Origin of the sequence: Herbaspirillum autotrophicum, from assembly GCF_001189915.1 — a bacterium.
GTDB lineage: Bacteria > Pseudomonadota > Gammaproteobacteria > Burkholderiales > Burkholderiaceae_D > Herbaspirillum > Herbaspirillum autotrophicum.
The window spans coordinates 1-23,563 of record NZ_LFLS01000037.1; the positions used below are offsets into that span (position 1 = coordinate 1).

Sequence of the window (23,563 nt, forward strand, 5' to 3'; positions counted from 1 at the left end):
GCTGGCGCTGGCGTGCATGATGTTCGCCGATCGCTTTACCCGCGATGAGCGCGCCGCCAGAAACGCCACCGCCATCCTTGGCCTCGCCTTCATCAGCGAAGCCGCCATCCCCTATGCGGCGCGCGATCCGTTACGGGTGATCCCGGCACTGGTGGCCGGCGCTGCGGTGACCGGAGCGATCACCATGCTGATCGGGGTTGAATTGAAAGTGCCGCACGGCGGCATTTTCGTCTTGCCGATTCCGCATGCGGTAACCCACATCCTCGGTTATATTCTGGCGCTGGCGGCTGGCACCGTCGTTACCGCGCTCGGTTTGCGACTGGCAAAAAAACCGGTGCAGCCCGACTGAAGTGAATGCCGGTCAGGATGGTGTCGTGTGCATCGCACCGTCAGGGCTGGCCGTGCACCAGCAATTCGAACAAATCGGCGCCCCCCATCTGACCACCCTTGAGCATGAGTTGCATGCCATGCAGATGCGATGCATCCGCATGGGTCTGGCACAAGGCGACCCCGGCCGCCAGATTGCCGAGATACGACAAGCCCCAGATATCCAGTGCCTTCAAGGCATAACTGGAAGTATCGCCACCGGCCACGCCGACGCGTCGCAGTGGCATCAGTTGCAACAGTCGCCGCAAGAACTCACCGCCGGCGTGCGCCAATCGGCGCGCGGCATCGGGCGCATCAAGCAACTTGCGCCCGCCGTCCGCAGCAGCGGTGCAGGCCAGCACGTGAAGCCCGGCGCGCAGTTGTACCGCAATCGACTGCAATGCTGCGGCGATGTATTGTTCGTCGCCATCGATCAGGCTTTGCGCGTCCAGCATGACATGCCGAAAGGAAGTGGCCGCGGCAATCTGCATTGCCGTCACCGGCGACAAACTGCCCGCCAGTACAAATACCGGACCGTCGGTCGCAGCAACATTGTCGCGGCTGACGGTTGTCGCGGATGGCAATTGTCCTTGCTGCTGCCAATGACTGCACAAGGCCTGCACCACGCTGCTGGCGCCAATTGCCAGCAATGGTTGCCGCACTGCGCGTTGCCAGATCACGCGTCCGACCGGCGCCAGATGCGCCGCTTCCGCGATATCGAACAACATCGCATCGGAACTGGTCGTCAGTTTTTGTTCGATCTGCTGATCCAGCGCGTCATCGCCCCGGGCATAGACCGGATAATGGATTGCTGCCACGCGCAGTTGTTGCGCCTGCAAATGCAGACGCAAATCGGATTCGTGCAATGGCGTCACCGGATGCCGGCGCATGGTGTCATGGCGGTCAATTCTGACCACTTCACCACCCTTGCGTACTGCGGCAAACAAATGACTGAATGCGCAATAGCGATCCAGATTGGGTTGACCGCCCACGATGGCCACGAAACGATTCGGTATGTGGCGTCGCCATATCCGGAGCGCGACACCGATATTGCCGACCTGCGCGGCGCTGTCGAACGTGGAGCAGATCTTGTAATGCGTGACCGGTGCCCGGCCGGCAAAAAATGTCGCCACCGGTTCCAGTTCGGTTTCCATCTCTGCCGCGTCCATGGCGCGAGCGGCACCGGCAATGCCAAGGCAATCCAGCGTGCCGGCAGCACGCAGTTGCGCTGCGCTCGGAATGCGTAAAAACAGGATGCTGCGCAATCCGGCCTGAGTGGCGGTGGCCAAGGTATCGGTCGCGCCGGTGAAATCATCACCATAAAAACAGATGCGCGGCGTCGCCGTGTCCATACCGGCTGGCGTCATTTCAGACGCGGACCAAAAAATTCCAGCGCCCGCTTCAATTCCGGTGCATGGCTGGCAAAATCGGTCAGACTGACGCCGCTGCGCGCCGCCTGCCAGGCTTGCTGCAAACTGGCGACGCCGGCTTGCGGTCCATCCGGATGCGCCAGAATGCCGCCACCCGACAGAAAAATCACATCGCTGCTGTGCACCGCCTCGAAGGTAGCCGGCACCGTGCCCGCCCACTGGCCCGACGAAAACACCGGCATCACCGCATCATCAGCAGCCATCGGCGTAAGACAATCGCGGGCCGATTGCACTACCTCATCATTGAATTCGGAAAATTTCCCGCTCAATCCATGCACATGCAAATGATCGACGCCGCTGAGTCGCCATAAACTCTGATAGGCCGAGAATGACATCCCCAGCGCCGGCTGGCGCGACATCATGCCGAAGCCGTTGCGATGTCCGTGCAGCGCCAGACCGGTACTGCGCCGCAAACTCTGGATCGCGGAAAAGCCGCACCAGTTCACCCCCACCATGACGCAGCAACCACCCTCTTGCTCAACCAGGTCGGCATGGCGGCGCATGGCGTCGAGCTCGTCAGTGATATTGAATGCCACCATCACGCGCCGGCCGCTTTTATCCTGATAAACCCGCACCCGCCGCATGACTTCGCGCACTCGTTCCTGCAACGGTGCATGCACGGGATTGGCGCACACTTCGTCATCCTTGATGAAATCGACACCGGCTTCGCACAACTGCGTCACCAGTTCACCGGTTTCCAGCGCGCTCAACCCGACGTTCGGTTTGATGATGGTACCCAGCAGCGGCGCCTCGGCCACGCCGGTCAGCGCGCGGGTACCGGCAATGCCATGACGCGGCATGTCAAATTGCTTGCGGTACGCCGGCGGCAGTGTCAGCGACAGCAAGCGCAGGCCGGTCACTTCACCGAGGTCGAACAAATTGCCGGCCACGGTGGCCGCCAGGGTCGGCAAATTGGCGCCGACATTGTCAATCGGAAAGGCAATCCGAACCCGGGCCCGACGCCACGGCCCGCTGATCTGTTGTCGCTGCAACCAGGCATTGGGCAAACTCGGGACGGTCGCTGCTTCCAGCTCCGTCACCGACAACACCACCGCCCGCGCGCGATTGCGCAACTGATCGGTTTCCCCCTGCACTCGCACAAAGGTGCCGCACGATTGCTCGCCGGCCATCACTTCGGCGACTTGCGCCGGATCCAGCGGCGTCTCGATCAGATAGTCGGCGACAAAACGATCTTCAGCCATGATTGCCGCCGTCATCACATCTTGCTCAGATCAGGAAAGGTGCGCACCGGATCGCTGCCATCCCAGCCCACAGAGGATTCGCGAATGATGCGGAACACGGTGCCTTTCGGACCGGCGATTTCAGACAATTCAATCACGGTGCCGGGATGGAATTCGGTCTCGAAATAAACGAAACGTCCGCGTTCACCGACTTCACCGCTCATGCCTATCTTGTACCCTTGCGCCAGCAGTCGCTCCAGATCCTGATCGAAATTTTCAGTCCAGTACGCCAGATGTTGCAAACCGGTGCGACCAGCCTGCAAGAAATCGCGATACATGGAAGGGGCATCATTGCGTTGCTGAATCAGCTCTACCTGCACGCCGCCGGAATTGGCCAGCGCCACCGAGGAATGAATATCGTATGGCTGACCTTGGTAGCGATAGTTCTTGAGCGGCACGCGCTCCATGTAATACCAGGGACCGACGCCCAACACTTCGCTCCAATATGTCATCGCGGCTTGAATGTCTTCGACGACATAGCCGAGTTGTTTGATTTCTCCGAGAAATCTGCTCATGGTTATCCTCTGTCTCAGATGAGATATGTGAAATTCGTGATGCAAGAACGCACGATTGCCGGCGCTGCCGGCAACGCTCAGGCCAGCTTGCCGGTATATTTTTCCAGCAGGCCCCAAGCTTCATCGCCGAACTTTTTGTGCCACTCGGTATAGAAGCCGGCGCTGCGCAATTTGTTGCGAAAGGCATCGTTATCGACTTCATTGAATTGCAGGCCCTTGGCTTTCATTTCAGCCACCAGCGAATCGTTGAGCGCCTTGACGTCGACCCGCTGTTTGACGCCGGCTTCGTTGATATTGCGGGCAACGATTTCCTGCAAGTCCTTGGGCAGCCGTTCGAATGACTTCTTGTTGCCCATGAACCAGAAACCGCTCCAGACGTGATTGGTCATCGAACAGTATTTCTGGACTTCATAGAACTTGACGGTCGAAATCACCGCCAGCGGATTTTCCTGGCCCTCAACGATTTTGGTTTGCAATGCCGAATACACTTCCGCGAAATTGATGCTGGTCGGCGCCGCATCGAAACCACGGAACAAGGAAGTCGCCAGCGGGCTGGGCGGCACGCGCAGTTTCATGCCCTTGAAATCTTCCGGTTTGGCGATGGCGCGGGTGCTGGTAGTGACCTGGCGGTAGCCGTTATCCCAGCAGCGTTCGAAGGCGAACAAGGAAGTACTGGCGGCAATCTGCTTGCGCACATGGGCGCCAAGCTCGCCATCCATCGCGGCCCATACCTGGTTGTAATCGCGGAAGGCAAAACCGACGCCGCTGATCTGTCCGGCCGATACCAGAGTGCCCAGCACTTCCGGCGAAATCGTGAAGAAGTCGATGGCACCGGCGCGCACCTGCGACAACATATCGGTATCGGTACCCAACTGACCGTTGGAGTAGACCTGCAACTCGACCCGGCCCTTGGACTCGGCCGCAATCCTGGCGGCCATTTCCTTGGCGCGCACATTCATCGGATGCGTCATCGGCAAATTGTTGGCGTATTTCAGTACGAATTCCGCTGCCGCATGCGCGCTGCCGATGGACAAGCCGCCGACCGCGGCGCCGGCCGACGCCAGTGAAACCGTCTTGATGAAGTTACGACGTGTAATGGTATGCATCTGTTTGTCTCCTGAGATTGGATTGGCGAAAAAGAGCATGCAGCCATCCCGTCCCCACGCGGTCGCACATACTGCCTGCGGCGTGTTGCCAGAGCTGTCGGAAGCGCTTGTCTCTTTCTATTCTTTTGATGTCTTTTGATTTAACATGCATTTACGGAACTCAGGATATTCCCTACCCTTCGTACCGGTCAAAGACGTTTTATGATGGTTTTTGATTGATTTCGCAACCCTGACACTGCTCTCAAATCACACCATGCCCGCCTCTGTCCCCGTCACCCAGATCACTTCTGCATCACGCGCCCGCGTGGTGGATATCGCCCAGGCAGCAGGAGTATCGACAGCGACTGTGGACCGCGTGCTGAATCAGCGCCCCGGCGTCAAAGCGGCAACCATGCAACGGGTCTTGAAAATTGCAGCATCACTCGACTACCTGCCGGAGGCCGATCTGTACAAGGCCATGCAACCGAAGCCGATGCGGCTGGTATTTCTGTTGCCGCCGGAGAGCAATCGTTTCATGCGCATGCTCGGTGATTACATCGCCTTCGCCGAAGACCAGTTGGCACCATTCAATGTCAAATGCAAATGCCATCACATCGAGGGTTTCAACCCTGCGGTTTTGGCCCAGCGCTTGCTGCATCATGGCCGCCAGGCTGATGGCATCGCCTTCATGGCGCTCGAACATCCGCTGGTGCGCGAGGCCGTCAATACGCTGGTAGCAGCCGGTGTGCATGTGGTGACCCTGATTTCCGACCTGTCGAATTCACGGCGTACTGCCTACGTCGGCATGGATAACCGCGCCGCCGGCCGCACTGCCGGTTATCTGCTGGGCCGCTTTCTGGGCAATGGCAGTCAACGCCACAAGCACGGCGGCAAGATCGCCATGATTGCCGGCAGCCTCAGTTATCGCGGTCATGAAGAACGCGAAATGGGATTTCTGCATGTGATCGAAGAAATGTTTCCCCATATCGAAGTAGTCGGGCTGCGCGAAGGACATGATGATGCCGACACCAATTACAAACAGGCGCGCACCCTGCTGGAGCAATATCCTGATCTGATCGGGATGTACAACATCGGCGGTGCGTCCGATGGCGTCGGCCGCGCCTTGAAGGAAAGCGGACGCGACCAGAAACTGGTGTTCGTCGGCCACGGCCTGACGCCGGACACGCGTGGTTTGCTGATCGATGGCACCATGGATGCAGTGCTGACCCAGCAACCGCAAAACATGATCATGAACTGTGTCCGCATTTTTACCAACCTGCGCGAACGCAAGGAGGCGCTGGCGGGCGTCGAAGCGGTGCGCATCAGCATCGTTTTGCGCGAAAACCTGCCCTGAAGCGCCGCTGAATTCCCCGCTTTCGTCCGCCAGCCGGGGTGAACGCCGAAACTGACAGAATTGTCATTTTTCTGTCAGCAACCGGTTGAGCAGTGCCAAGTAGAGTGAACTATCTTTCAATTTTTCCGACGCGACGATTGCCGCGCGGCACATTGGATCCGTGCTTCTTCACTCTTGAATGCTTGCTGCGCTTCTATGCTCCCTTCCTTTTCACCCCCGACCATGCGGCGTTTGCGTACCGCCTGCGGCCTGTCAGCGCTGACGCTGGCGCTGGCCGGATGTGCCGTTGGTCCCGACTATGCGCGGCCGCAAATGGACTTGCCGCAGAGCTACAAAGAAACCGGGCCATGGCAACCTGCCGTGCCAGGCCAGATCGACGGCAATCACCATTGGTGGGAAGTGTATGGCGACAGTCAGCTCAACGAGCTGATCACGCAGGCCAATGACGCCAACCAGAATATCAAGCAGGCAGAAGCGCAGTACCGTCAGGCCGAGGCCACCGCCCGCGTCGCGCGCGCCGGGTTCTGGCCGACCGCCGGCATTTCGGCCGGTGCCGGTCGGGCCCAAACCAATACCAATGGCCTCAATCTCGGCGACTCCTACAGTGTCGGCGTCAATGCCTCATGGGAACCTGATCTCTGGGGCCAGATCCGGCGCACGGCAGAAGCCGGCGACGCCAACAGCCAGGCCAGCGCCGCCAGTCTGGCCGCCGCTCGTCTGAGCATTCAGGCCACGCTGGCACAAGACTATCTGCAATTGCGCGTCACCGATCTGCAAAAGGATTTGTATGTGAGCACAGTCGCTGCCTATACCCGCTCGCTGCAATTGACCCAGCATCAATATCAGGCCGGTGTAGCGCTGCGTGCCGATGTGGCGCTGGCAGAAACCCAGTTGTTGTCGGCGCAGGCGCAACTGATCGATCTGGATGCCACCCGCAATCAACTCGAACATGCAATTGCCATCCTGCTCGGCAAAGCCCCGTCGGCATTTGCATTGCCTGCTCGCAGCGGTGCCTTGCAGGCGCAATTGCCCTACATTCCGACCGGGCTGCCGTCTGATCTGTTGCAACGGCGGCCGGACATTGCCAATGCCGAGCGCCTGGCGGCTGCTGCCAATGCCAACATCGGGGTCGCCAGGTCGGCCTATTTCCCGGCACTGACATTAAGTGCCGGCGGCGGTTATAGCAGCGCCTCTTTCGCCAATCTGTTCAACACCCCGGGACGCATCTGGTCACTCGGCGCAGCCCTCGCCCAAACCTTGTTTGACGGCGGCTTGCGCAGCGCCCGCAGCGATCAGGCGGTGGCCGCCTTCGATGCCTCCGTGGCGCAATACAAACAGACCGTGCTGGGCGGCTTCCAGGAAGTGGAAGACAACTTGTCGACCTTGCGCGTACTGGATCAGGAAAGTCAAGTGCAGGAGCGCGCCGTCAGCGCCGCGCAACTGTCGGAGCGGCTGGCACTGAGCCAATATCAGGCCGGCACCGCGACTTACCTGAACGTGGTGACCGCGCAGGCGGCAGCATTGAGCAATCAGCGCACCGCGGTGCAATTGCTGGGGCGCCAGCTGGTTGCCAGCGTCGCCCTGATCAAGGCCACCGGCGGCGGCTGGCATGCCGATGAAATCGAGCAACCGGCCAGCACCCGCAAGACCACCGAAAAATCCGACAAATACTGATAAAAACCGAATAAGTGAGCTTTCGCATGACTACTCAATCCGCAGTCAAACCTTCCACCCTGATCATCGGCATCGCCATTCTGGCGCTGCTTGGCTATGGCGGCTGGAAGATGTTTCATTCAAGCGCACCGGTACAGCCGGCCAATCTGAATGCGCCGGTGTCGGTCACTACTGCCAAGGTGCAGCAGCAAGATCTGCCGCTCTATCTGTCGGGCGTAGGCACGGTGACTGCCAATGCCAGCGTGACCGTCAAGGTGCGCACCGATGGCCAGCTCGACAAGGTGGCCTTTGTCGAAGGACAAGACGTCACGTCCGGTCAGTTGCTGGCGCAAATCGATCCGCGTGCGTTGCAGGCACAACTGGCGCAAACCCAAGCCCAGAAGACCAAGGATCAGGCGCAGCTGATCAATGCCAGACTTGACTTGCAACGCTACACCACGCTGCAACAGCAAGACGCCGCCACGCAACAGCAACTGGATACGCAAAAGGCATTGGTGGCACAACTGGAAGCGGCCATCAAAACCGATGATGCCCAGATCAACTACGCCAATGTGCAACTGAGCTATACCACCATCAATGCGCCGATCAGCGGGCGCACCGGCGTGCGTCTGGTTGACCCCGGCAACATCGTGCATGCGGCCGACGCCACCGGCCTGGTGGTGATCAATCAGATCGATCCGATCACGGTCTTGTTCACCCTGCCCGGTGAGGCAGTGCCGGCCATCAATCATTCACAGTCGTCCGCCAAAAATGGCTTGAAGGCAATTGCCTATGCGCGCGACACCGCGCAACCGCTGGCCACCGGCGACCTGATTCTGGTCAACAATCAGATCGATACCAGCAGCGGCACCGTGCAGTTGAAAGCACGGTTTGCCAATCCGCAGCATGCCTTGTGGCCGGGCCAGTATGTCAATGTCAATCTGATCATGGGGGATCACGGCAATGTGCTGACGGTGCCGGCGGCGGCAATTCAGCGCGGTCAGGATGGCACTTATGTGTATCTGGTCAGTGCCGATAACACTGCCAGCATGCAACCGGTCGTGGTGGCCCGCATTCAGGACGGCATCGCCGTCGTCAGCAATGGCCTGACACTGGATCAGCGCGTGGTGGTGGATGGCCAGTACAAGCTCAAACCGGGCGCCAGGGTAGTGGAAGGCAAACCTGCCACCGCACCGGCCAGTGCCGCTGGCACTGCCGGCGCTGACAAAGGAGCCGCCAAGTGAGCGTTTCTTCCACCTTCATCAAGCGCCCGATCGGCACCACGCTGCTGGCCATTGCGCTGTTGCTGGTCGGCATCGCGGTATGGCCGTTGCTGCCGGTGGCGCCACTGCCGCAGGTCGACTTTCCGACGATTCAGGTCTCTGCCAGTTTGCCGGGCGCCAATCCGGAAACCATGGCGTCGAATGTGGCGCAACCGCTGGAACGGCAGTTCTCGCTGATTGCCGGCCTGTCCCAGATGACGTCGCAAAGCGCACTGGGCACCACGCAAATCACGTTGCAGTTCGATCTCAATCGCAATATCGATGCTGCCGCACTTGATGTGCAGGCGGCGATCACTGCTGCCAGCGGCCAGTTGCCGGCCAGTTTGCCCAATCCGCCGACGTTTCGCAAAGTCAACCCGGCCGATTCGCCGATCATGATCATGTCGGTGCAATCGGAAGTGTTGCCGCTGATTCAGGTCAACGATTACGCCGACAATATTCTGGCGCAACAGATTTCGCAGATTTCGGGCGTTGGTCTGGTCAGCGTCAATGGTCAGCAAAAACCGGCGGTACGGATTCAGGTCGACCCGGCCAAACTCACCACGCTGGGTCTGAGTCTGGAAGATGTGCGCACGGTGATTGCCAATACCACGGTGAATCAGCCGAAAGGTACGGTTGATGGCAGCCGTCAGAGTTTCACGGTCTATACCAATGACCAGTTGCTGAGCGCTCCGCCCTGGAATGACATGGTGCTGGCTTACAAAAACGGAGCGCCGATCCGCGTGCGCGACATCGGCACTGCCATCGACGGCCCGGAAAATGTCAAGCTGGCAGCCTGGGCCTTTGCCGGCGCCGCCGCCACGCCAGACAATGCGCCTACCAACGGCCGCTCGATCGTGCTGGCCATCACCAAGCAACCGGGTGCCAACGTCATTGAAACCGTGGACCGCATCAAGGCCACCTTGCCCCGGCTACGCGCAGCGATCCCGGCCAGCGTTCACGTCAATACGCTGATCGACCGCACCCAGACCATCCGCGCATCGGTCGAAGATGTCGAGTTCACGCTGGTGCTGACCATCGCCCTGGTGGTGCTGGTGATTTTCCTGTTCTTGCGCAATGTTGCCGCGACCTTGATTCCCAGCGTGACGGTGCCGCTGGCCTTGATGGGTACTGCCGCCGTGATGTATCTGGTCGGCTTCAGCCTCGATAATCTGTCGCTGATGGCGCTGACGATTGCGGTCGGCTTCGTGGTCGATGACGCCATCGTGATGCTGGAAAACATTTACCGCTACGTGGAAGAAGGCATGTCGCCGATGGAAGCAGCGCTCAAGGGCTCCAGCGAAATCGGCTTCACCATTATTTCGATTTCAGTCTCGCTGGTGGCGGTGTTCATTCCGTTGCTGCTGATGGGCGGCATCGTCGGCCGCCTGTTCCGCGAGTTTGCGGTGACGGTGACCCTGACGATTGCCGTGTCGGTCATCATTTCACTGACGCTGACGCCGATGCTGTGTTCGCGCTTCCTGCGCAACAGTCACGCCGAATCGCACGGTCGCATGTACCAATTGTTCGAACGCGGCTTCGATGCCATGCTCAACGGTTACAAGCGCGGCCTGCATGTGGTGCTGCGGCATCAGTTCATCACGCTGTGCGTATTCCTGGCCACCGTGGCCGCGACCGTGGTGCTGTTCGTGATCATTCCCAAAGGCTTCTTTCCGCAACAGGATAACGGCGTCATTGCCGGTTTTGCCGAATCGGCGCAAGACTCGTCATTCGGTGCCATGCGCCAGCGCATGCTGCAACTGGCCGACATCGTGCGCAAAGATCCGGATGTCACCGGCTTCGCCATGAGCGCTGGTCAAACCACATTCAACACCGGGAATTTTTTCATTGCGCTCAAGCCCAAATCGGAAGGCCGTACGGCCAATGCCGATCAGATCATCACCCGGCTGCGGCCGCAGATCGCCAAGGTGCAAGGCGTCAACCTGTTCCTGCAAGCCAGCCAGGATATCAACGTCGGCGGTCGCCTGGCGCGTACCCAATATCAGTACACGCTGACCGATTCGAATCTGGACGAATTGAATGCCTGGGCACCGAAATTGCTGAACCGTTTCCGTCAGTTGCCGCAACTGACGGATCTGGCATCCGATCAGCAAAATGCCGCCGCCACTGCAACCCTGACCATCGACCGCGCGCGGGCTTCCAGCTTCGGCATTTCGCCGGCGCTGATCGACTCCACCATCTATGACGCCATCGGCCAGCGGCAGGTTGCGCAGTACTTCACCCAAATCAACAGCTATCACGTGATTCTGGAGATCACGCCGGAACTGCAACAAGATCCGTCCTTGTTCAACAAACTGTATCTGACCTCGCCGCTGACCGGCATGCAGGTGCCGCTGTCGACCTTCGTCAAGATCGACACCACCAAGACCGCTTATCTGTCGATCAGCCATCAGGGACAATTCCCGGCCGTGACCATTTCCTTCAATCTGGCATCGGGTGTTGCCTTGGGTGAAGCCGTCGATGCCATCGTCAAGGCACAGGCCGACATGGGGGTACCGCAAACCCTGAGCGGTTCCTTCCAGGGTACCGCCAAGGCGTTCGGCGATTCCTTGTCCTCGCAGCCGTATCTGATCGCGGCGGCGCTGGTCGCGGTGTATATCGTGCTTGGTCTGCTGTATGAAAGCTACATCCATCCGCTGACGATTCTGTCGACGCTGCCGTCGGCCGGGGTCGGTGCGCTGCTGATCCTGATGGCAGGCGGTTACGACTTGAGCGTAATTGCGCTGATCGGCATCATTTTGCTGATCGGCATCGTCAAGAAAAACGGCATCATGATGATCGACTTTGCGCTGACGGCGGAACGGCAACAGGGCATGAAACCGGAAGAAGCGATTTATCAGGCTTGCCTGTTGCGCTTCCGCCCCATCATGATGACCACCATGTGCGCCCTGCTGTCGGGCTTGCCGCTGATGCTGGGCCATGGCGCCGGTTCCGAATTGCGGCGTCCGCTCGGGTACGCCATGGTCGGCGGGCTGGTGCTGTCGCAAGCGCTGACCTTGTTTACGACACCGGTGGTTTATCTTTACCTGGATCGCGCCCATTATTGGTTTGAACGCCGCAAGCAGGCGCGCAAAGACCGCAAGGCAGCAAAAAAAGGAGCCGCACCGCCAGACGTAATAGAATCACACTGAATTAGCAGATACTCTTATGAAAATCCTGATCGTCGAAGATGAACAAAAGATGGCCGACTACCTGTTCAAAGGCTTGAGCGAACAGGGTTGCACGGTCGATCTCGCCGCCAACGGCATCGATGGCCAGCATCTGGCCATCGAGCATGAGTACGATGTCATCGTGCTCGATGTGATGCTGCCCGGGCTGGATGGGTTTTCGGTATTGCGCGCACTGCGCGCCATCAAGCAGACGCCGGTGATCATGCTGACCGCGCGCGACAGCGTGGAAGACCGCATCAAGGGTTTGCACGACGGCGCCGATGATTATCTGATCAAACCGTTTTCGTTTCTGGAATTGCTGGCGCGCTTGCAGGCGCTGACCCGGCGCGGTCGCGTGCAGGAACCGGCGCAGTTGCGGATCGGCGATCTGCAGATTGACCTGCTCAGCCGTAAAGCCACGCGCGGCAGTCAGCGCATCGATCTGACCGCCAAGGAATTTGCCTTGCTGGCGATCATGGCCCGCCGTCAGGGAGAAATCCTGTCGAAGACGGCGATTGCCGAACTGGTATGGGACATGAACTTCGACAGCAATACCAATGTGGTCGAAGTTGCCATCAAACGCCTGCGCGCCAAGATCGATGCACCGTTTCCGGAAAAATTGCTGCACACCATCCGCGGCATGGGCTATGTGCTCGAATTGCGCAATCATGCCGCCGCCGAAGCCGCCGGCCATATCGATGACAGTGTATGAAAAGCTCCGTCAAAAATTCCATCATCAATCGTCTGGTGCTGATGTTTGCCGCATCGGCACTGGTGATTTTTTCACTGATCGGCGCCGTCCTGTATGCAGTGGTCAAGGGCGAACTGTTGCGGCATGAGCGCGATGGCCTGTACACCACTTTCAACGACATCCAGTACATGGTGTCGCATGTCGGCACCACGGATCGCTGGGCCCGGGTACAAACCAAACTGGATACGCTGACGCCGGCCGACGGCAAGGTGCGCTTCTGGATTTTCAGCGACGATCCGCGCTTCACCTACGGCAAGGATCTGGCGGACTTGCACGACTTCGATTACGACCCCGGCGACGTCGGCCGGCTGCGCATCAAAGGCAAGGAATTTCCGATGCATACGCTGACCAAGGTGTTGCCGGCATTTGAAGACCGGCCGCCGATACGGCTCACCGTCGGCGTCGATACCGAGCCGTACTATGAAACGCTGCGCACCTTCCTCGGCGCCATGATTGGCCTGTCGGCCATCGGTGTGCTGCTGGTGATTCTGTTCGGGTACTGGATTGCCAAGGCCGGCTTGCAACCGCTCAAGAAAATGTCGGACAAGGCGCAAACCCTGAGCCCCAAAACCTTATCGGAACGCTTGGCCGTATCGGCACTGCCGAATGAATTGTCGGACCTGGCGCAAGCTTTCAACGGGGCATTGGATCGCATGGAAAATGCCTACAAACAACTGGAAGCATTCAATGCTGATGTCGCCCACGAATTGCGTACCCCGCTGGCCAACCTGATCGGCGAAACGCAAGTGGCGTTGTCGCGCGAGCGCAGCGCGCCGGAATTTGAAATGGTATTGCAATCGAATCTGGAAGAACTGGACCGGCTGCGCTCCATCATCAACGACATGCTGTTTCTGGCACGTTCGGATCAGGGCGAAGCCGCAACCAGCCTGAGTCATGCGGTGATCTCGGAAGAAGTGCAAAAGACGGTCGATTTTTTTGAATTCGTTCTGGATGACAGCGGCATGAGCGTCAGCGTCAACGGTGACACCAAAGCCCGCGCCATGATCGAGACCGCCTTGTTTCGGCGGGCCTTGACCAATCTGTTGCAAAACGCCATACAACACTCGTCAGCCGGGGCGCACATCAATATCGAAATTCACGCCACCAACGACGCCGTACAGGTGGCAGTATCGAATCCGGGCGCACCCATTGCGCCACAACACTTGCAGCGTTTGTTTGATCGGTTTTACCGGATTGATTCGGCGCGTCAGGATCGCAACGGCATCCACGGCCACGGTCTCGGCCTGGCCATCGTCAAGGCAATTGCCCGCATGCATGGCGGCGGCGCATTCGCTGCAAGCACAGGCGGCCAGACCACGATCGGTTTCACGATCGGTGGCGGCCGCCCTTGAACTGACTCAGTGTCGGTGTAACTCAGTTGGCCAATCAGGCGCCGTTGAATAAGCCGTGATCAGCGCCGCTGCTCTCGTAGCGTTGCAGCTCTGTCGTGACTTGCTGGCGCGTCATGTGTGATGGCTCCGTGGTAACGACCGGATAGTTATTACGTTCGGCGGTCATTCCTTGTGCTTCGGCTTGCAACAACTCCTGATGCACTTCACTGCGGCTGAGCGACGGCGGATTGGCCGGATCGGTTTGATTGTTATCGATAGCAAAAGCGGAAACAGAAGCACTGGCGGCCACGACGGCCAGAATGAGGGTTGCTATACGCATGTTGATTCTCCGGAAAATTGAACACAATGGTCAGCGAGGGTGTCGGTCATTCTTGCCATGCATATGGACACGGGTCGGTGCACATATGTATGGCAAGAATTGATTTCGGCCTCATCGCTGATGACAGAATAGTCCGCAGAAGGCAACAGCACGCTGACACCAATATGACGATTCTGTCATTTGTAAGCAAACGTGTCGGCACGCACCAGAACGGCGCGTGCGCTGGAGAAATCACATTGGCATTGAAGAAACTACGCCGTGATTTTATCGCTTTCGAATTGCAGCGGACCACTGCCGCTGAAGCGATCAAGCGCCAGATAGATGACCGGCGTGATGAACAGCGTAATCACTTGCGACACCAGCAAGCCGCCGACAATCGCGACCCCCAGCGGTTGCCGCAATTCAGCGCCGGCACCGAGGCCGAAGGCAATCGGCAATGCCCCCATCAGCGCTGCCAGCGTGGTCATCATGATCGGACGAAAACGCAGTATGCACGCCTCGCGAATCGCGGCCGCCGGCGCCATGCCTTGCGTGCGCTGGGCATCGAGTGCGAAGTCGATCATCATGATGGCGTTCTTTTTGACGATACCTATCAGCATCAAAATGCCGATAGTGGCAATCAAGGTCAGTTCAAATCCGAACAGACGCAAGGCCAGCAAAGCGCCAATCGCGGCCGATGGCAAGCCGGCAAGAATCGTCAGCGGATGAATATAACTTTCGTACAACACGCCGAGCAACACATAAATCACGGCAATCGCCAGTAACAGCAACGCCACCTGGCTGCTTTGCGAAGACTGGAATACCGCAGCATCGCCGGCATAGGAAGTAGCGATACTATTGGGCAGTTTCAAGTCATCGGTGATCTGGCCGATGGTCCGGCTGGCATCGCCAAGCGGCACGTTCGGGGCCAGATTGAACGAGATCGTGATGGCCTGCAACTGGCCCTGATGATTGACGGAAACCGCAGTTGCTTCGCGCTTGACTTTGGCCACGCTCAGCAACGGCACCAACACGCCGCTCTTGCTGCGCACATAAATCCGGCTCAGCGCCGACTCATCCTGTACCCCGGAACTGTTGTCTTGCAAGATGACCTGATAGCTGTTGTTGCTGGTGAAAATCGTCGATACCTGACGGTCACCGAACGCGCTGTACAACGCGGTACGGATATCGGCCACCTGCACGCCGGCGTCGTTGGCGCGATCACGATCAATTTCCACCGTCGCCTGCAAGCCATTGGTTTGCGAATCACTGGTGACGTCGCGGAATATCGGATCGGCACGCATGCGGGCTTGAATCCGGTTGGCCCAATCAGGCAATTCTTCCGGATGCACACTTTGCAATACATACTGATAGCGACTCTTGCTGGAGCGACCGCCCAGCCGCAAATTCTGCACCGGCGAAAAATATACCGACAAGCCGGCAATGCCGCCGGTTTCCTTGCGCAGTTGTTCCAGCACGGTATCCATCGAGGCCCTTGTCTTGAGCGGCTTGAGACCGACAAACAGGGAGCCGGTATTGGTGCCGCTGGTGCGCGATGTAACGCTGTCGACATTGTCATTGTGGCGGATGATATCGGCAGCGCGTTTGATCAGCGCAACCATGGCCGGATATGACACATCCTGCGGCCCTTCCACCGTGACGCTGATCTGACCGATGTCTTCACTCGGGAAGAACCCTTTCGGAATCGTCACGAACAAGGCAATGGTGCCAAGCAAGGTCGCCAGCGCCAGCACCAATACCGGGCGCCGGTATTGCAGACACCAGTCGAGGCCGGCAGTATATCCGTTCAACACTGCCTTGAAGCCGCGCTCGAAATTGCGGCTGAGCCAGTTTTCGTTGGTGTGATCTTCGTGTTTCAGATAACGGCTGCACAGCATCGGCACCAGCGATAACGACACCGCTGCCGACACCAGAATCGCCAGCGACACCACTGCGGCGAACTCATGGAACATCAGGCCGATCACCCCCGGCATGAAGAAGATCGGAATGAACACGGCCACCAGCGAAATCGAAATCGACAAAATGGTAAACCCGACTTCGCGCGACCCCTTGAGTGCAGCACTCATCGGGTCCATGCCTTGCTCGACGTAGCGTACGATATTTTCCAGCATGACGATGGCATCATCGACCACCAGACCGACAGAAATGGTGATCGCCAACAACGAAATATTATCGAGGCTGTACCCGAGCCACAGCATCAGCGCGCAGCAACCGATCAGCGAAATCGGCAGTGACACCACGGGAATCGCCGTTGCCGACAAGCGCTTCAAGAACAGGAAAATCACCATGATGACCAGAATCACGGTCAGCACCAGGGTGTGTTTGACGTCGGCAATCGCATCACGGATCGAGACCGAACGGTCATTGAGCAAATGCACATTGATCGAGGCCGGCATCTGGCTCTTGAACTGCGGCAAAGTCGCCTTGACGGCATCCACTACCGCGACCGTATTGGCATTCGGCTGACGTTGCACCGCCAGCACAATCGACGGTTCGCCGTTGACCCAACTGCCGCTCTTGGTCGATTCGACACTGTCCTCGACTTCGGCCACATCCGACAAGCGCATGGCATAACCGTTGCTGCTGTTGATCACCAGTTGGCGGAAGGCGTCGGCATTCGGCAATTGCTTGTTGGCTTGCAGGGTCAGGCTCTGGCGCGGTCCGTCCAGCACCCCCACTGGTGAATTGGCATTGGCCGCCTTGATCGCGGTCGCCAGTTCATCCAACGTCATGTTGCGCGCCGCCAGTTCAGCCGGCCGCGCCTTGATGCGCACCGCAAAACGACGTTGGCCGTAGACCGATACCTGGGCCACGCCGTCAATCGTCGACAGCGATGGCGAGATCAGATTTTCGGCATAGTCATCGAGTTCGGCCAGCGATATCGAGGGTGACGTCAACCCCAGCAACAAGACCGGCGCATCGGCCGGATTGACTTTGCGATAGGCCGGCAGCGACGTCATTTCCACTGGCAGATTGCGCTGTGAACGCAACAAGGCCGCCTGCACGTCGACCGCTGCCGCATCGATGTCGCGGTCGGAAGAAAATTCGAGGGTGATTGAGGTACTGCCAAGGGTATTGGTGGAACTGATCGTCACCAATCCTTCGATGGTAGAAAATTGCTTTTCGAGCGGCGTTGCCACCGAGGCTGCCATGATTTCCGGACTGGCGCCCGGCAAGGAACCGGTGACATTGATGACCGGCGTGTTATAGCTGGGCAGCGCGGCAATCGGCAGCTTGGCGTAGGCAAACACGCCGATGACCACAACTGCGATGGACAAGAGGATTGTCATCACGGGACGGCGAATGCACAATTCGGAGATATTCAACGCAGCTTGCCCTCTGTTCTTATTGAGATCGAAATCGGAACCGGCATCTTCAGCAGCATTGCCGGCTCACGCGCACCGGCTTCAGATCGGTGCTTTCCCCCGCGACTTTTTCTTCCTTGACCAGCACGCCATGACGCAAATTCTGCGCGCCTTCAACCACGACCTTGGCGCCCGCTGTCAGGCCGGCGACAGCCGCCAGCCCACGTTCGATGGCAGTCACTTCGATGGTTTTCGCCGCCACCAGATTATCGGGCTGCACCACATAGACAAATTTTTCTGTCGGGCCGGTGACGATGGCTTGCGCCGGCACCACGACGGCATTTTCCAGCGTGCGCGCCACCAGACTGACATTGACATAAGTGCCCGGCCACAGGCTGCGGCCGGCATTGTCGAAGCGCGCCTTCATGCGGATGGTACCGTTTTGGGTATCCGAGGTATTGTCGATGAACATCAGCTTGCCGTGCTGCTGCGACTGGTCCGCCTTGATCGCGACCACCGGTGCGGCGCCATCGGGATACGACGCTACTATATAAGAGAGCTCGCGCTCCGGTACTGAAAAGCTGATGGCAATCGGATCCAGTTGTGCAATCGTGACCATCGCGGTGCCGGTCGGTTGCGCCAGACTGCCCGGATGCACGCTGATCGCACCAAGCCGGCCGCTGATGCTGGCCCGAATCTGGTTATAACCGAGCGCCACATGACTGGCCTGCAAAGCGGCACTGCCGGCTTCGGCCGTGCTGCGCAAGGTATCCACCCGGGTCTGCGCCGTATCCACGACGGCTTGCGACACGAACTGCCTGGCCAGCAAATCCTGATTGCGTTTGAGACTGGCTTCGGCATCCTGCAGATCGGCACGATTGCTGGCCAGTTGCGCCTGCGCCTTGGCGACTCCGGAGGCATCGCCGCGATCATCGAGCGTAAACAACAGATCGCCGGCGCGGACATCCTGACCTTCTTTCACATGGATGGTACGCACCACGTTCTGGATTTGCGGACGCACATCCACGGTATTGATGGCGGTGACATAGCCGTTGGCCGTTACCGTCACCGGTACGGTCTGCACCACGGCGACAGCGGTTTTGACGGTTTGCGCAGCAGCGGTTTTTTTCTGGCCGGGAGCGCGCTCGCGCATTGCCTGCCACACCAGCAAGCCGGCCACGACCAGTCCGGCCACGATAAGAGAACGCCTGACAGATACACGCATAGCGGAATAGATGAATGATTGAGGTTACTGTCCCACCAACAACCGCGCTATTATTTTTTTAGGTACCGGCGGCGGTGTAATGACGTAATTAAGAAATTGCAATAAGAGGCGAGCCTTGTCTGCGGCACTTGCAGGAAATGGCTGTGGCTGCTTCGTTCCCGACCTGACCAGATTGACCATGCCACAATGCGCAGGGGCCCGCCGGCGTGAATTGTACTCTAAATTGCGCCGCCGCAGAAGCGTGCCACGCATATCAGTAAAATCGCAGATGCTCTGATGCAAAATTCGTGCGTTCCCACACTTCTGATATGCGCTCACGCTCTTATATACCGAGATTCTGCCAGATGCTGTCGACGCGCCGTTTGACTTCATCGGTCATGGTAATCGTGCGGCCCCACTCACGATTGGTTTCACCCGGCCACTTGTTGGTCGCATCAATGCCCATCTTGCTGCCGAGACCGCTGACCGGGGACGCGAAATCGAGGTAATCAATCGGCGTGTTATCGACCAGCACGGTATCGCGCACCGGATCGACCCGCGTGGTAATGGCCCAGATCACTTCCTTCCAGTCACGGATATCGACATCCTCGTCGACCACCACGATGAACTTGGTATACATGAACTGGCGCAGGAAACTCCAGACCCCGAACATCACACGCTTGGCATGGCCGGCGTAAGACTTCTTCATCTGCACCACCGCCATGCGATAGCTGCATCCTTCCGGCGGCAGATAAAAATCCGTGATCTCGCTGAATTGTTTTTGCAACAACGGAATGAAGACTTCGTTGAGCGCCACGCCCAGCACCGCAGGTTCGTCAGGCGGCTTGCCTGTATACGTAGAGTGATAGATCGGATCATGGCGCATGGTGATGCGGTCGATCGTGAACACCGGAAACCAGTCTTGCTCATTGTAATAACCGGTGTGGTCGCCGTACGGACCTTCCAGCGCATGCTCATATCCGGACGGGTGCGACTGGTCGGGATAGATATGCCCTTCCAGCACGATCTCGGCCGAAGCCGGCACCCGCAATTCGCTGCCCATGGCTTTCACCAGTTCAGTCCGGCTGCCGCGCAACAAACCCGCAAACTGATATTCGGACAAACTGTCCGGCACCGGCGTGACTGCTCCTAATATAGTGGCGGGATCAGCACCCAGCGCAACCGCCACCGGATAAGGCTGGCCGGGATTGGCAATGCAGTGATCGCGAAAATCCAGTGCGCCGCCGCGATGCGCCAGCCAGCGCATGATGACCTTGTTGCGCGCGATGACCTGCTGTCTGTATATACCGAGATTTTGCCGCTTCTTGTTAGGGCCTTTGGTAATCACCAAACCCCAGGTAATCAAGGGCGCCACGTCACCGGGCCAGCAGTGTTGAATCGGCAAGCGTTCAAGATCCACTTCGCTGCCTTCCCACACCACGTCCTGGCAAGGCGCCGAGCGCCGCTCCTTGGGCGCCATGTCCCACAGCGACTTGACCAGTGAGCCGAGACCCAGCACATCCTTGAATCCCTTCGGCGGTTCCGGTTCTTTCAGACGCGCCAGCAAGTGACCGATGCGGCGCAATTCGCTGACGTCTTCGGCGCCCATGCCAAGCGCCACGCGGCGCGGCGTACCGAAAAGATTCGCCAGCACCGGGATATTTTTTCCATTTACCTGCTCGAACAGCAGTGCCGGTCCGGCAGCCCGCAAAGTGCGGTCACAGATCTCCGTCATCTCCAGATGGGTCGAAACCGGCACAGAAATGCGCTTTAACTCACCCGAATGTTGCAACTGCGAAATAAAATCGCGTAAATCTGAATATTTCATTTGTTTTAACTGATTTTCTTTTGCCGATCCCAAAGATGAGGTACCCGGGCCAAACGGTTGATTTTATTGATTTTTAGCGGATCACCCTCATAAATGTAAGACATAAAAGTTATATTAAGTTACTTTTATAGTATTGACTTGATATAAAGTGGCTTCTACAATTCGCGCACCTTGAGTAAAGGAGCCGGGTCTGGAACCCGAATCAGCTCAACAGGGTTTCACGGGAGCGGGGTCCCACAGGCATTTTTATGGAGTGTTTTCAAAAGGCGTCAGCCTTCTCCCCCGAACATGTTGTTTGCACTGGCAGGCGCCCTAGCCGTCAGAACAGCAGACAGCGACGATCGCCGTAACGCTTTGCGACGGTAGTGTATAGATTGCGATGCATATGGAGCCCCCGGCATGTCGCCACCGACCCGGCCGCTCCCTGTAAGTCGCAACGAATCAGGAGGTTCAATGTTAAACCAGCCCATCGAGGCGTCGTTAAATACGGCCCGACATACGGTTGATCAGTCAGCACAATGGACGCAGTCCGTGCGTTCAAGAATTGGTCGTTTTTTTACTGCAGCACACCGCGCCGTGACTTTGCTTGGCATCGCCGCCCTGTTCGTTCTGGGCATGATGTTCTTCAATCCGGATTTCGCCGACAAGATTATTGCCATGTCGCCGTTCTCCGCCGAGGAACCAGTCGAACAGGCCGAGCCGGTAGTACCGCCGCTGGCCAGTCTGATGGACACGCCCGCAGCGTCATTTGCCACCACCGGCGCCACTGCTTCCAGCGTTGCCGCGGGTCCGATGACCGCCGAAGAGCGCCAGATGATCGGCAATCCGCGCCAGCAAAAACTGGTGACCAACTGGCTGGCAAAACGTTACCGCGTTGCCGGTGATGCCACTGACATGCTGGTGTCGGCTGCTTATCTGACAGCCCGCGAAATCAAGCTTGATCCACTGCTGATTCTGGCGGTGATGGCCATCGAATCGCGCTTCAATCCGTTTGCCGAAAGCCCGATGGGTGCGCAAGGTCTGATGCAGGTCATGTCCAAGATTCACCATGACAAATTCCAGGAACTGGGCGGCGTCAAGGCTGCACTCAATCCGGTTGCCAATATCAAGGTCGGCTCGCTGATCCTGAAAGAGTATGTCACCCGTGGCGGTTCGGTCGAAGCCGGCCTGAAAACCTATGTCGGTGCGGCCGAGATGGAAAATGACGGCGGCTATGGCGCCAAGGTACTGTCGGAATACCATAACCTGAAGGAAGTCGCGACTGGCAAGAACGTGTCGATATTCACCACGGCCATCGTGCGACGTCCGACTGTTGTGGCTCAGCCGAAGAATGTCAGCGAAGGGGAAGTTGCCTCTGCCGACAAAAAGCAGGCTGGTACCGGCGAGCAATTCGCAGCACTGTAAGGCAAATTGCATTGCACGCACAGCGTGCGACAGCAATAAAAAAGGAGCTTCGGCTCCTTTTTTTACGTCGGTACCGGAGATGCCGGTCAGGTAATCAGCCTTATGCCTTGCGGCGCTCTGCAAAAAACTTTTCCAGCCGCGCTACCGCTTCCTGCAGATTTTCCATCGAGGTGGCGTAAGACAAACGAATATAGCTGTGCGCCGTCGATGGTCCGAAATCGAGCCCCGGCACCAACACCACGCCGGCCTGATTGAGCATGTCGATCGACAATTGATCGGCGTCATCGCTCAAGGCGCTGCAATCGGCATAGACATAAAATGCGCCGTCCGGCATGACCGGCACCTTGAAGCCAAGTCGTTCCAGCGCCGGCACGATGTAATCGCGACGACGTTTGAATTCGGCTTTGCGTTCTTCATAGATGGCAATCGATTCCGGCGCAAAACAGGCAATACCCGCATGCTGCGCAATCGACGAAGCGCAGATGAACAGGTTCTGCGCCAGCTTTTCTATCGGCGCCACCAGCCGTTCCGGCAACACCAGCCAGCCGAGTCGCCAGCCGGTCATGTTGAAGTATTTGGAAAAACTGTTGATGACGATCACATCGTCGCTCAGCGACAAGGCGGAAAACGGCGCGCCTTCATACGACAAACCCTGATAGATTTCATCGACGATAGTGAAGCCTTGTTTTGCGTTGACGATGGCAACGATCTCGCGCAATGCCTCGGGCAAAATCGAGGTGCCGGTCGGATTCGATGGCGACGCCAGCAACACGCCGCGAGTCTGTGCCGACCAGTTGTCGCGCACCATTTGCGGCGACAACTGAAAACGATGTTCGGGGCCACTCGGAATCAGTTTCGACTTGCCCTCGAACGCCGCCACGAAATGGCGGTTGCAAGGATAAGACGGATCCGGCATCAAGACTTCGGCATCCTTTTCCACCAGCGCCGCACAAGCCAGCAGCAATGCTGCCGAAGCGCCGGCGGTGACGACGATGCGCGAAGGCGCAATCTGCAATCCGTACACTTGCTGATAATGCGCCGAGATGGCTTCGCGCAATGCCGGCAAACCGGTGGCTGACGTATATTGCATCTTGCCATCGGCCATGGCTTGCGTAGCAGCTGCGACCACCGCCGGTGCCGCCGTGAAATCCGGCTCGCCAATACCCATATGAATGATATGGCGGCCCTGCTGTTCCAGTGCGGCGGCCATTTTTGCCAGTTCCATGACGTGGAACGGCGCGATGTTTTGCAAACGCGAAGCGAGATCGGTAAAACTCATGGAGCGATTTTTCAGAAAAGACAGGATGCCGTCAGCGACGACATC

Annotated in this window: 16 protein-coding genes, 1 other RNA gene and 1 pseudogene; 8 read left to right on the forward strand and 10 right to left on the reverse strand. The window is 58.2% G+C overall.

The window, feature by feature from the left end:
- Window positions 1-349 (forward strand): annotated as a pseudogene (locus AKL27_RS28205) (PTS fructose transporter subunit EIIBC); the annotation flags it as partial.
- Between the two features lie 40 nt (window positions 350-389).
- Here AKL27_RS28205 and AKL27_RS22560 read toward each other — a convergent pair.
- The 4 genes from AKL27_RS22560 to AKL27_RS22575 form a co-directional block, all read right to left on the reverse strand.
- Window positions 390-1,733, reverse strand: coding sequence for a four-carbon acid sugar kinase family protein (locus tag AKL27_RS22560; protein ID WP_050465126.1), 1,344 nt, complete (start codon window positions 1,731-1,733; stop codon window positions 390-392).
- Entirely contained in the window at window positions 1,730-2,998 is a 1,269-nt protein-coding gene (locus tag AKL27_RS22565) for a ribulose-bisphosphate carboxylase large subunit family protein (protein ID WP_050465173.1), read from the reverse strand. Before AKL27_RS22565 ends, AKL27_RS22560 begins: the two co-directional genes overlap by 4 nt.
- A gap of 14 nt (window positions 2,999-3,012) precedes the next feature.
- Window positions 3,013-3,552, reverse strand: coding sequence for a VOC family protein (locus AKL27_RS22570; RefSeq protein ID WP_050465127.1), 540 nt, complete (start codon window positions 3,550-3,552; stop codon window positions 3,013-3,015).
- A gap of 77 nt (window positions 3,553-3,629) precedes the next feature.
- Entirely contained in the window at window positions 3,630-4,658 is a 1,029-nt protein-coding gene (locus AKL27_RS22575) for a TRAP transporter substrate-binding protein (RefSeq protein WP_050465128.1), read from the reverse strand.
- 253 nt (window positions 4,659-4,911) lie between these two features.
- On the opposite strand from AKL27_RS22575, the gene AKL27_RS22580 reads away from it, so the two are divergent.
- The 6 genes from AKL27_RS22580 (at window position 4,912) to AKL27_RS22605 (ending at window position 14,179) form a co-directional block, all read left to right on the forward strand.
- Window positions 4,912-5,991: a LacI family DNA-binding transcriptional regulator gene (locus AKL27_RS22580; protein WP_050465129.1), complete on the forward strand. Its 1,080-nt coding sequence runs from the start codon at window positions 4,912-4,914 to the stop codon at window positions 5,989-5,991.
- 195 nt (window positions 5,992-6,186) lie between these two features.
- Window positions 6,187-7,665 (forward strand): efflux transporter outer membrane subunit, encoded by a 1,479-nt coding sequence (locus AKL27_RS22585; RefSeq protein WP_269749268.1) that lies wholly within the window; start codon window positions 6,187-6,189, stop codon window positions 7,663-7,665.
- Window positions 7,666-7,691: 26 nt separating this feature from the next.
- On the forward strand, window positions 7,692-8,888 hold the full coding sequence (locus tag AKL27_RS22590) for an efflux RND transporter periplasmic adaptor subunit (RefSeq protein WP_050465130.1): 1,197 nt from the start codon (window positions 7,692-7,694) through the stop codon (window positions 8,886-8,888).
- Window positions 8,885-12,058 (forward strand): efflux RND transporter permease subunit, encoded by a 3,174-nt coding sequence (locus AKL27_RS22595; RefSeq protein WP_050465131.1) that lies wholly within the window; start codon window positions 8,885-8,887, stop codon window positions 12,056-12,058. The genes AKL27_RS22590 and AKL27_RS22595 overlap by 4 nt, the downstream gene beginning before the upstream one ends.
- A 16-nt stretch (window positions 12,059-12,074) precedes the next feature.
- On the forward strand, window positions 12,075-12,788 hold the full coding sequence (locus AKL27_RS22600; RefSeq protein WP_050465132.1) for a heavy metal response regulator transcription factor: 714 nt from the start codon (window positions 12,075-12,077) through the stop codon (window positions 12,786-12,788).
- On the forward strand, window positions 12,785-14,179 hold the full coding sequence (locus AKL27_RS22605) for a heavy metal sensor histidine kinase (protein WP_050465133.1): 1,395 nt from the start codon (window positions 12,785-12,787) through the stop codon (window positions 14,177-14,179). The genes AKL27_RS22600 and AKL27_RS22605 overlap by 4 nt, the downstream gene beginning before the upstream one ends.
- A gap of 34 nt (window positions 14,180-14,213) precedes the next feature.
- Here the strand turns inward: AKL27_RS22605 and AKL27_RS22610 are convergent, their stop codons facing one another.
- The 5 genes from AKL27_RS22610 to ubiD form a co-directional block, all read right to left on the reverse strand.
- A complete protein-coding gene (locus tag AKL27_RS22610) occupies window positions 14,214-14,498 on the reverse strand; it encodes a DUF4148 domain-containing protein (RefSeq protein WP_050465134.1) in 285 nt (94 codons plus the stop codon).
- Window positions 14,499-14,749: 251 nt separating this feature from the next.
- On the reverse strand, window positions 14,750-17,824 hold the full coding sequence (locus tag AKL27_RS22615) for an efflux RND transporter permease subunit (RefSeq protein ID WP_050465135.1): 3,075 nt from the start codon (window positions 17,822-17,824) through the stop codon (window positions 14,750-14,752).
- Between the two features lie 49 nt (window positions 17,825-17,873).
- Window positions 17,874-18,998: an efflux RND transporter periplasmic adaptor subunit gene (locus AKL27_RS22620; RefSeq protein ID WP_232311071.1), complete on the reverse strand. Its 1,125-nt coding sequence runs from the start codon at window positions 18,996-18,998 to the stop codon at window positions 17,874-17,876.
- A gap of 134 nt (window positions 18,999-19,132) precedes the next feature.
- Window positions 19,133-19,231, reverse strand: an RNA gene (gene ffs, locus AKL27_RS27285) — signal recognition particle sRNA small type.
- A 119-nt stretch (window positions 19,232-19,350) separates the two neighbouring features.
- A complete protein-coding gene (gene ubiD, locus AKL27_RS22625; protein WP_050465137.1) occupies window positions 19,351-20,835 on the reverse strand; it encodes a 4-hydroxy-3-polyprenylbenzoate decarboxylase in 1,485 nt (494 codons plus the stop codon).
- 453 nt (window positions 20,836-21,288) lie between these two features.
- Between ubiD and AKL27_RS22630 the strand changes: the two genes are divergently transcribed.
- Window positions 21,289-22,239: a transglycosylase SLT domain-containing protein gene (locus tag AKL27_RS22630; RefSeq protein WP_050465138.1), complete on the forward strand. Its 951-nt coding sequence runs from the start codon at window positions 21,289-21,291 to the stop codon at window positions 22,237-22,239.
- Between the two features lie 100 nt (window positions 22,240-22,339).
- On the opposite strand, the gene AKL27_RS22635 is transcribed toward AKL27_RS22630, so the two are convergent.
- Window positions 22,340-23,518, reverse strand: coding sequence for a pyridoxal phosphate-dependent aminotransferase (locus AKL27_RS22635; RefSeq protein WP_050465139.1), 1,179 nt, complete (start codon window positions 23,516-23,518; stop codon window positions 22,340-22,342).
- Between the last annotated feature and the right edge of the window lie 45 nt (window positions 23,519-23,563).

Coding starts and splice junctions, on each gene's coding strand:
- AKL27_RS22560 (WP_050465126.1), bottom strand. CDS start 1,733: ATGACGCCAGCCGGTATGGACACGGCGACGCCGCGCATCTGTTTTTAT.
- AKL27_RS22635 (WP_050465139.1), bottom strand. CDS start 23,518: ATGAGTTTTACCGATCTCGCTTCGCGTTTGCAAAACATCGCGCCGTTC.
- AKL27_RS22630 (WP_050465138.1), top strand. CDS start 21,289: ATGTTAAACCAGCCCATCGAGGCGTCGTTAAATACGGCCCGACATACG.
- AKL27_RS22590 (WP_050465130.1), top strand. CDS start 7,692: ATGACTACTCAATCCGCAGTCAAACCTTCCACCCTGATCATCGGCATC.
- AKL27_RS22580 (WP_050465129.1), top strand. CDS start 4,912: ATGCCCGCCTCTGTCCCCGTCACCCAGATCACTTCTGCATCACGCGCC.
- AKL27_RS22565 (WP_050465173.1), bottom strand. CDS start 2,998: ATGGCTGAAGATCGTTTTGTCGCCGACTATCTGATCGAGACGCCGCTG.
- AKL27_RS22610 (WP_050465134.1), bottom strand. CDS start 14,498: ATGCGTATAGCAACCCTCATTCTGGCCGTCGTGGCCGCCAGTGCTTCT.
- ubiD (WP_050465137.1), bottom strand. CDS start 20,835: ATGAAATATTCAGATTTACGCGATTTTATTTCGCAGTTGCAACATTCG.
- AKL27_RS22600 (WP_050465132.1), top strand. CDS start 12,075: ATGAAAATCCTGATCGTCGAAGATGAACAAAAGATGGCCGACTACCTG.
- AKL27_RS22570 (WP_050465127.1), bottom strand. CDS start 3,552: ATGAGCAGATTTCTCGGAGAAATCAAACAACTCGGCTATGTCGTCGAA.
- AKL27_RS22605 (WP_050465133.1), top strand. CDS start 12,785: ATGAAAAGCTCCGTCAAAAATTCCATCATCAATCGTCTGGTGCTGATG.
- AKL27_RS22575 (WP_050465128.1), bottom strand. CDS start 4,658: ATGCATACCATTACACGTCGTAACTTCATCAAGACGGTTTCACTGGCG.
- AKL27_RS22585 (WP_269749268.1), top strand. CDS start 6,187: ATGCTCCCTTCCTTTTCACCCCCGACCATGCGGCGTTTGCGTACCGCC.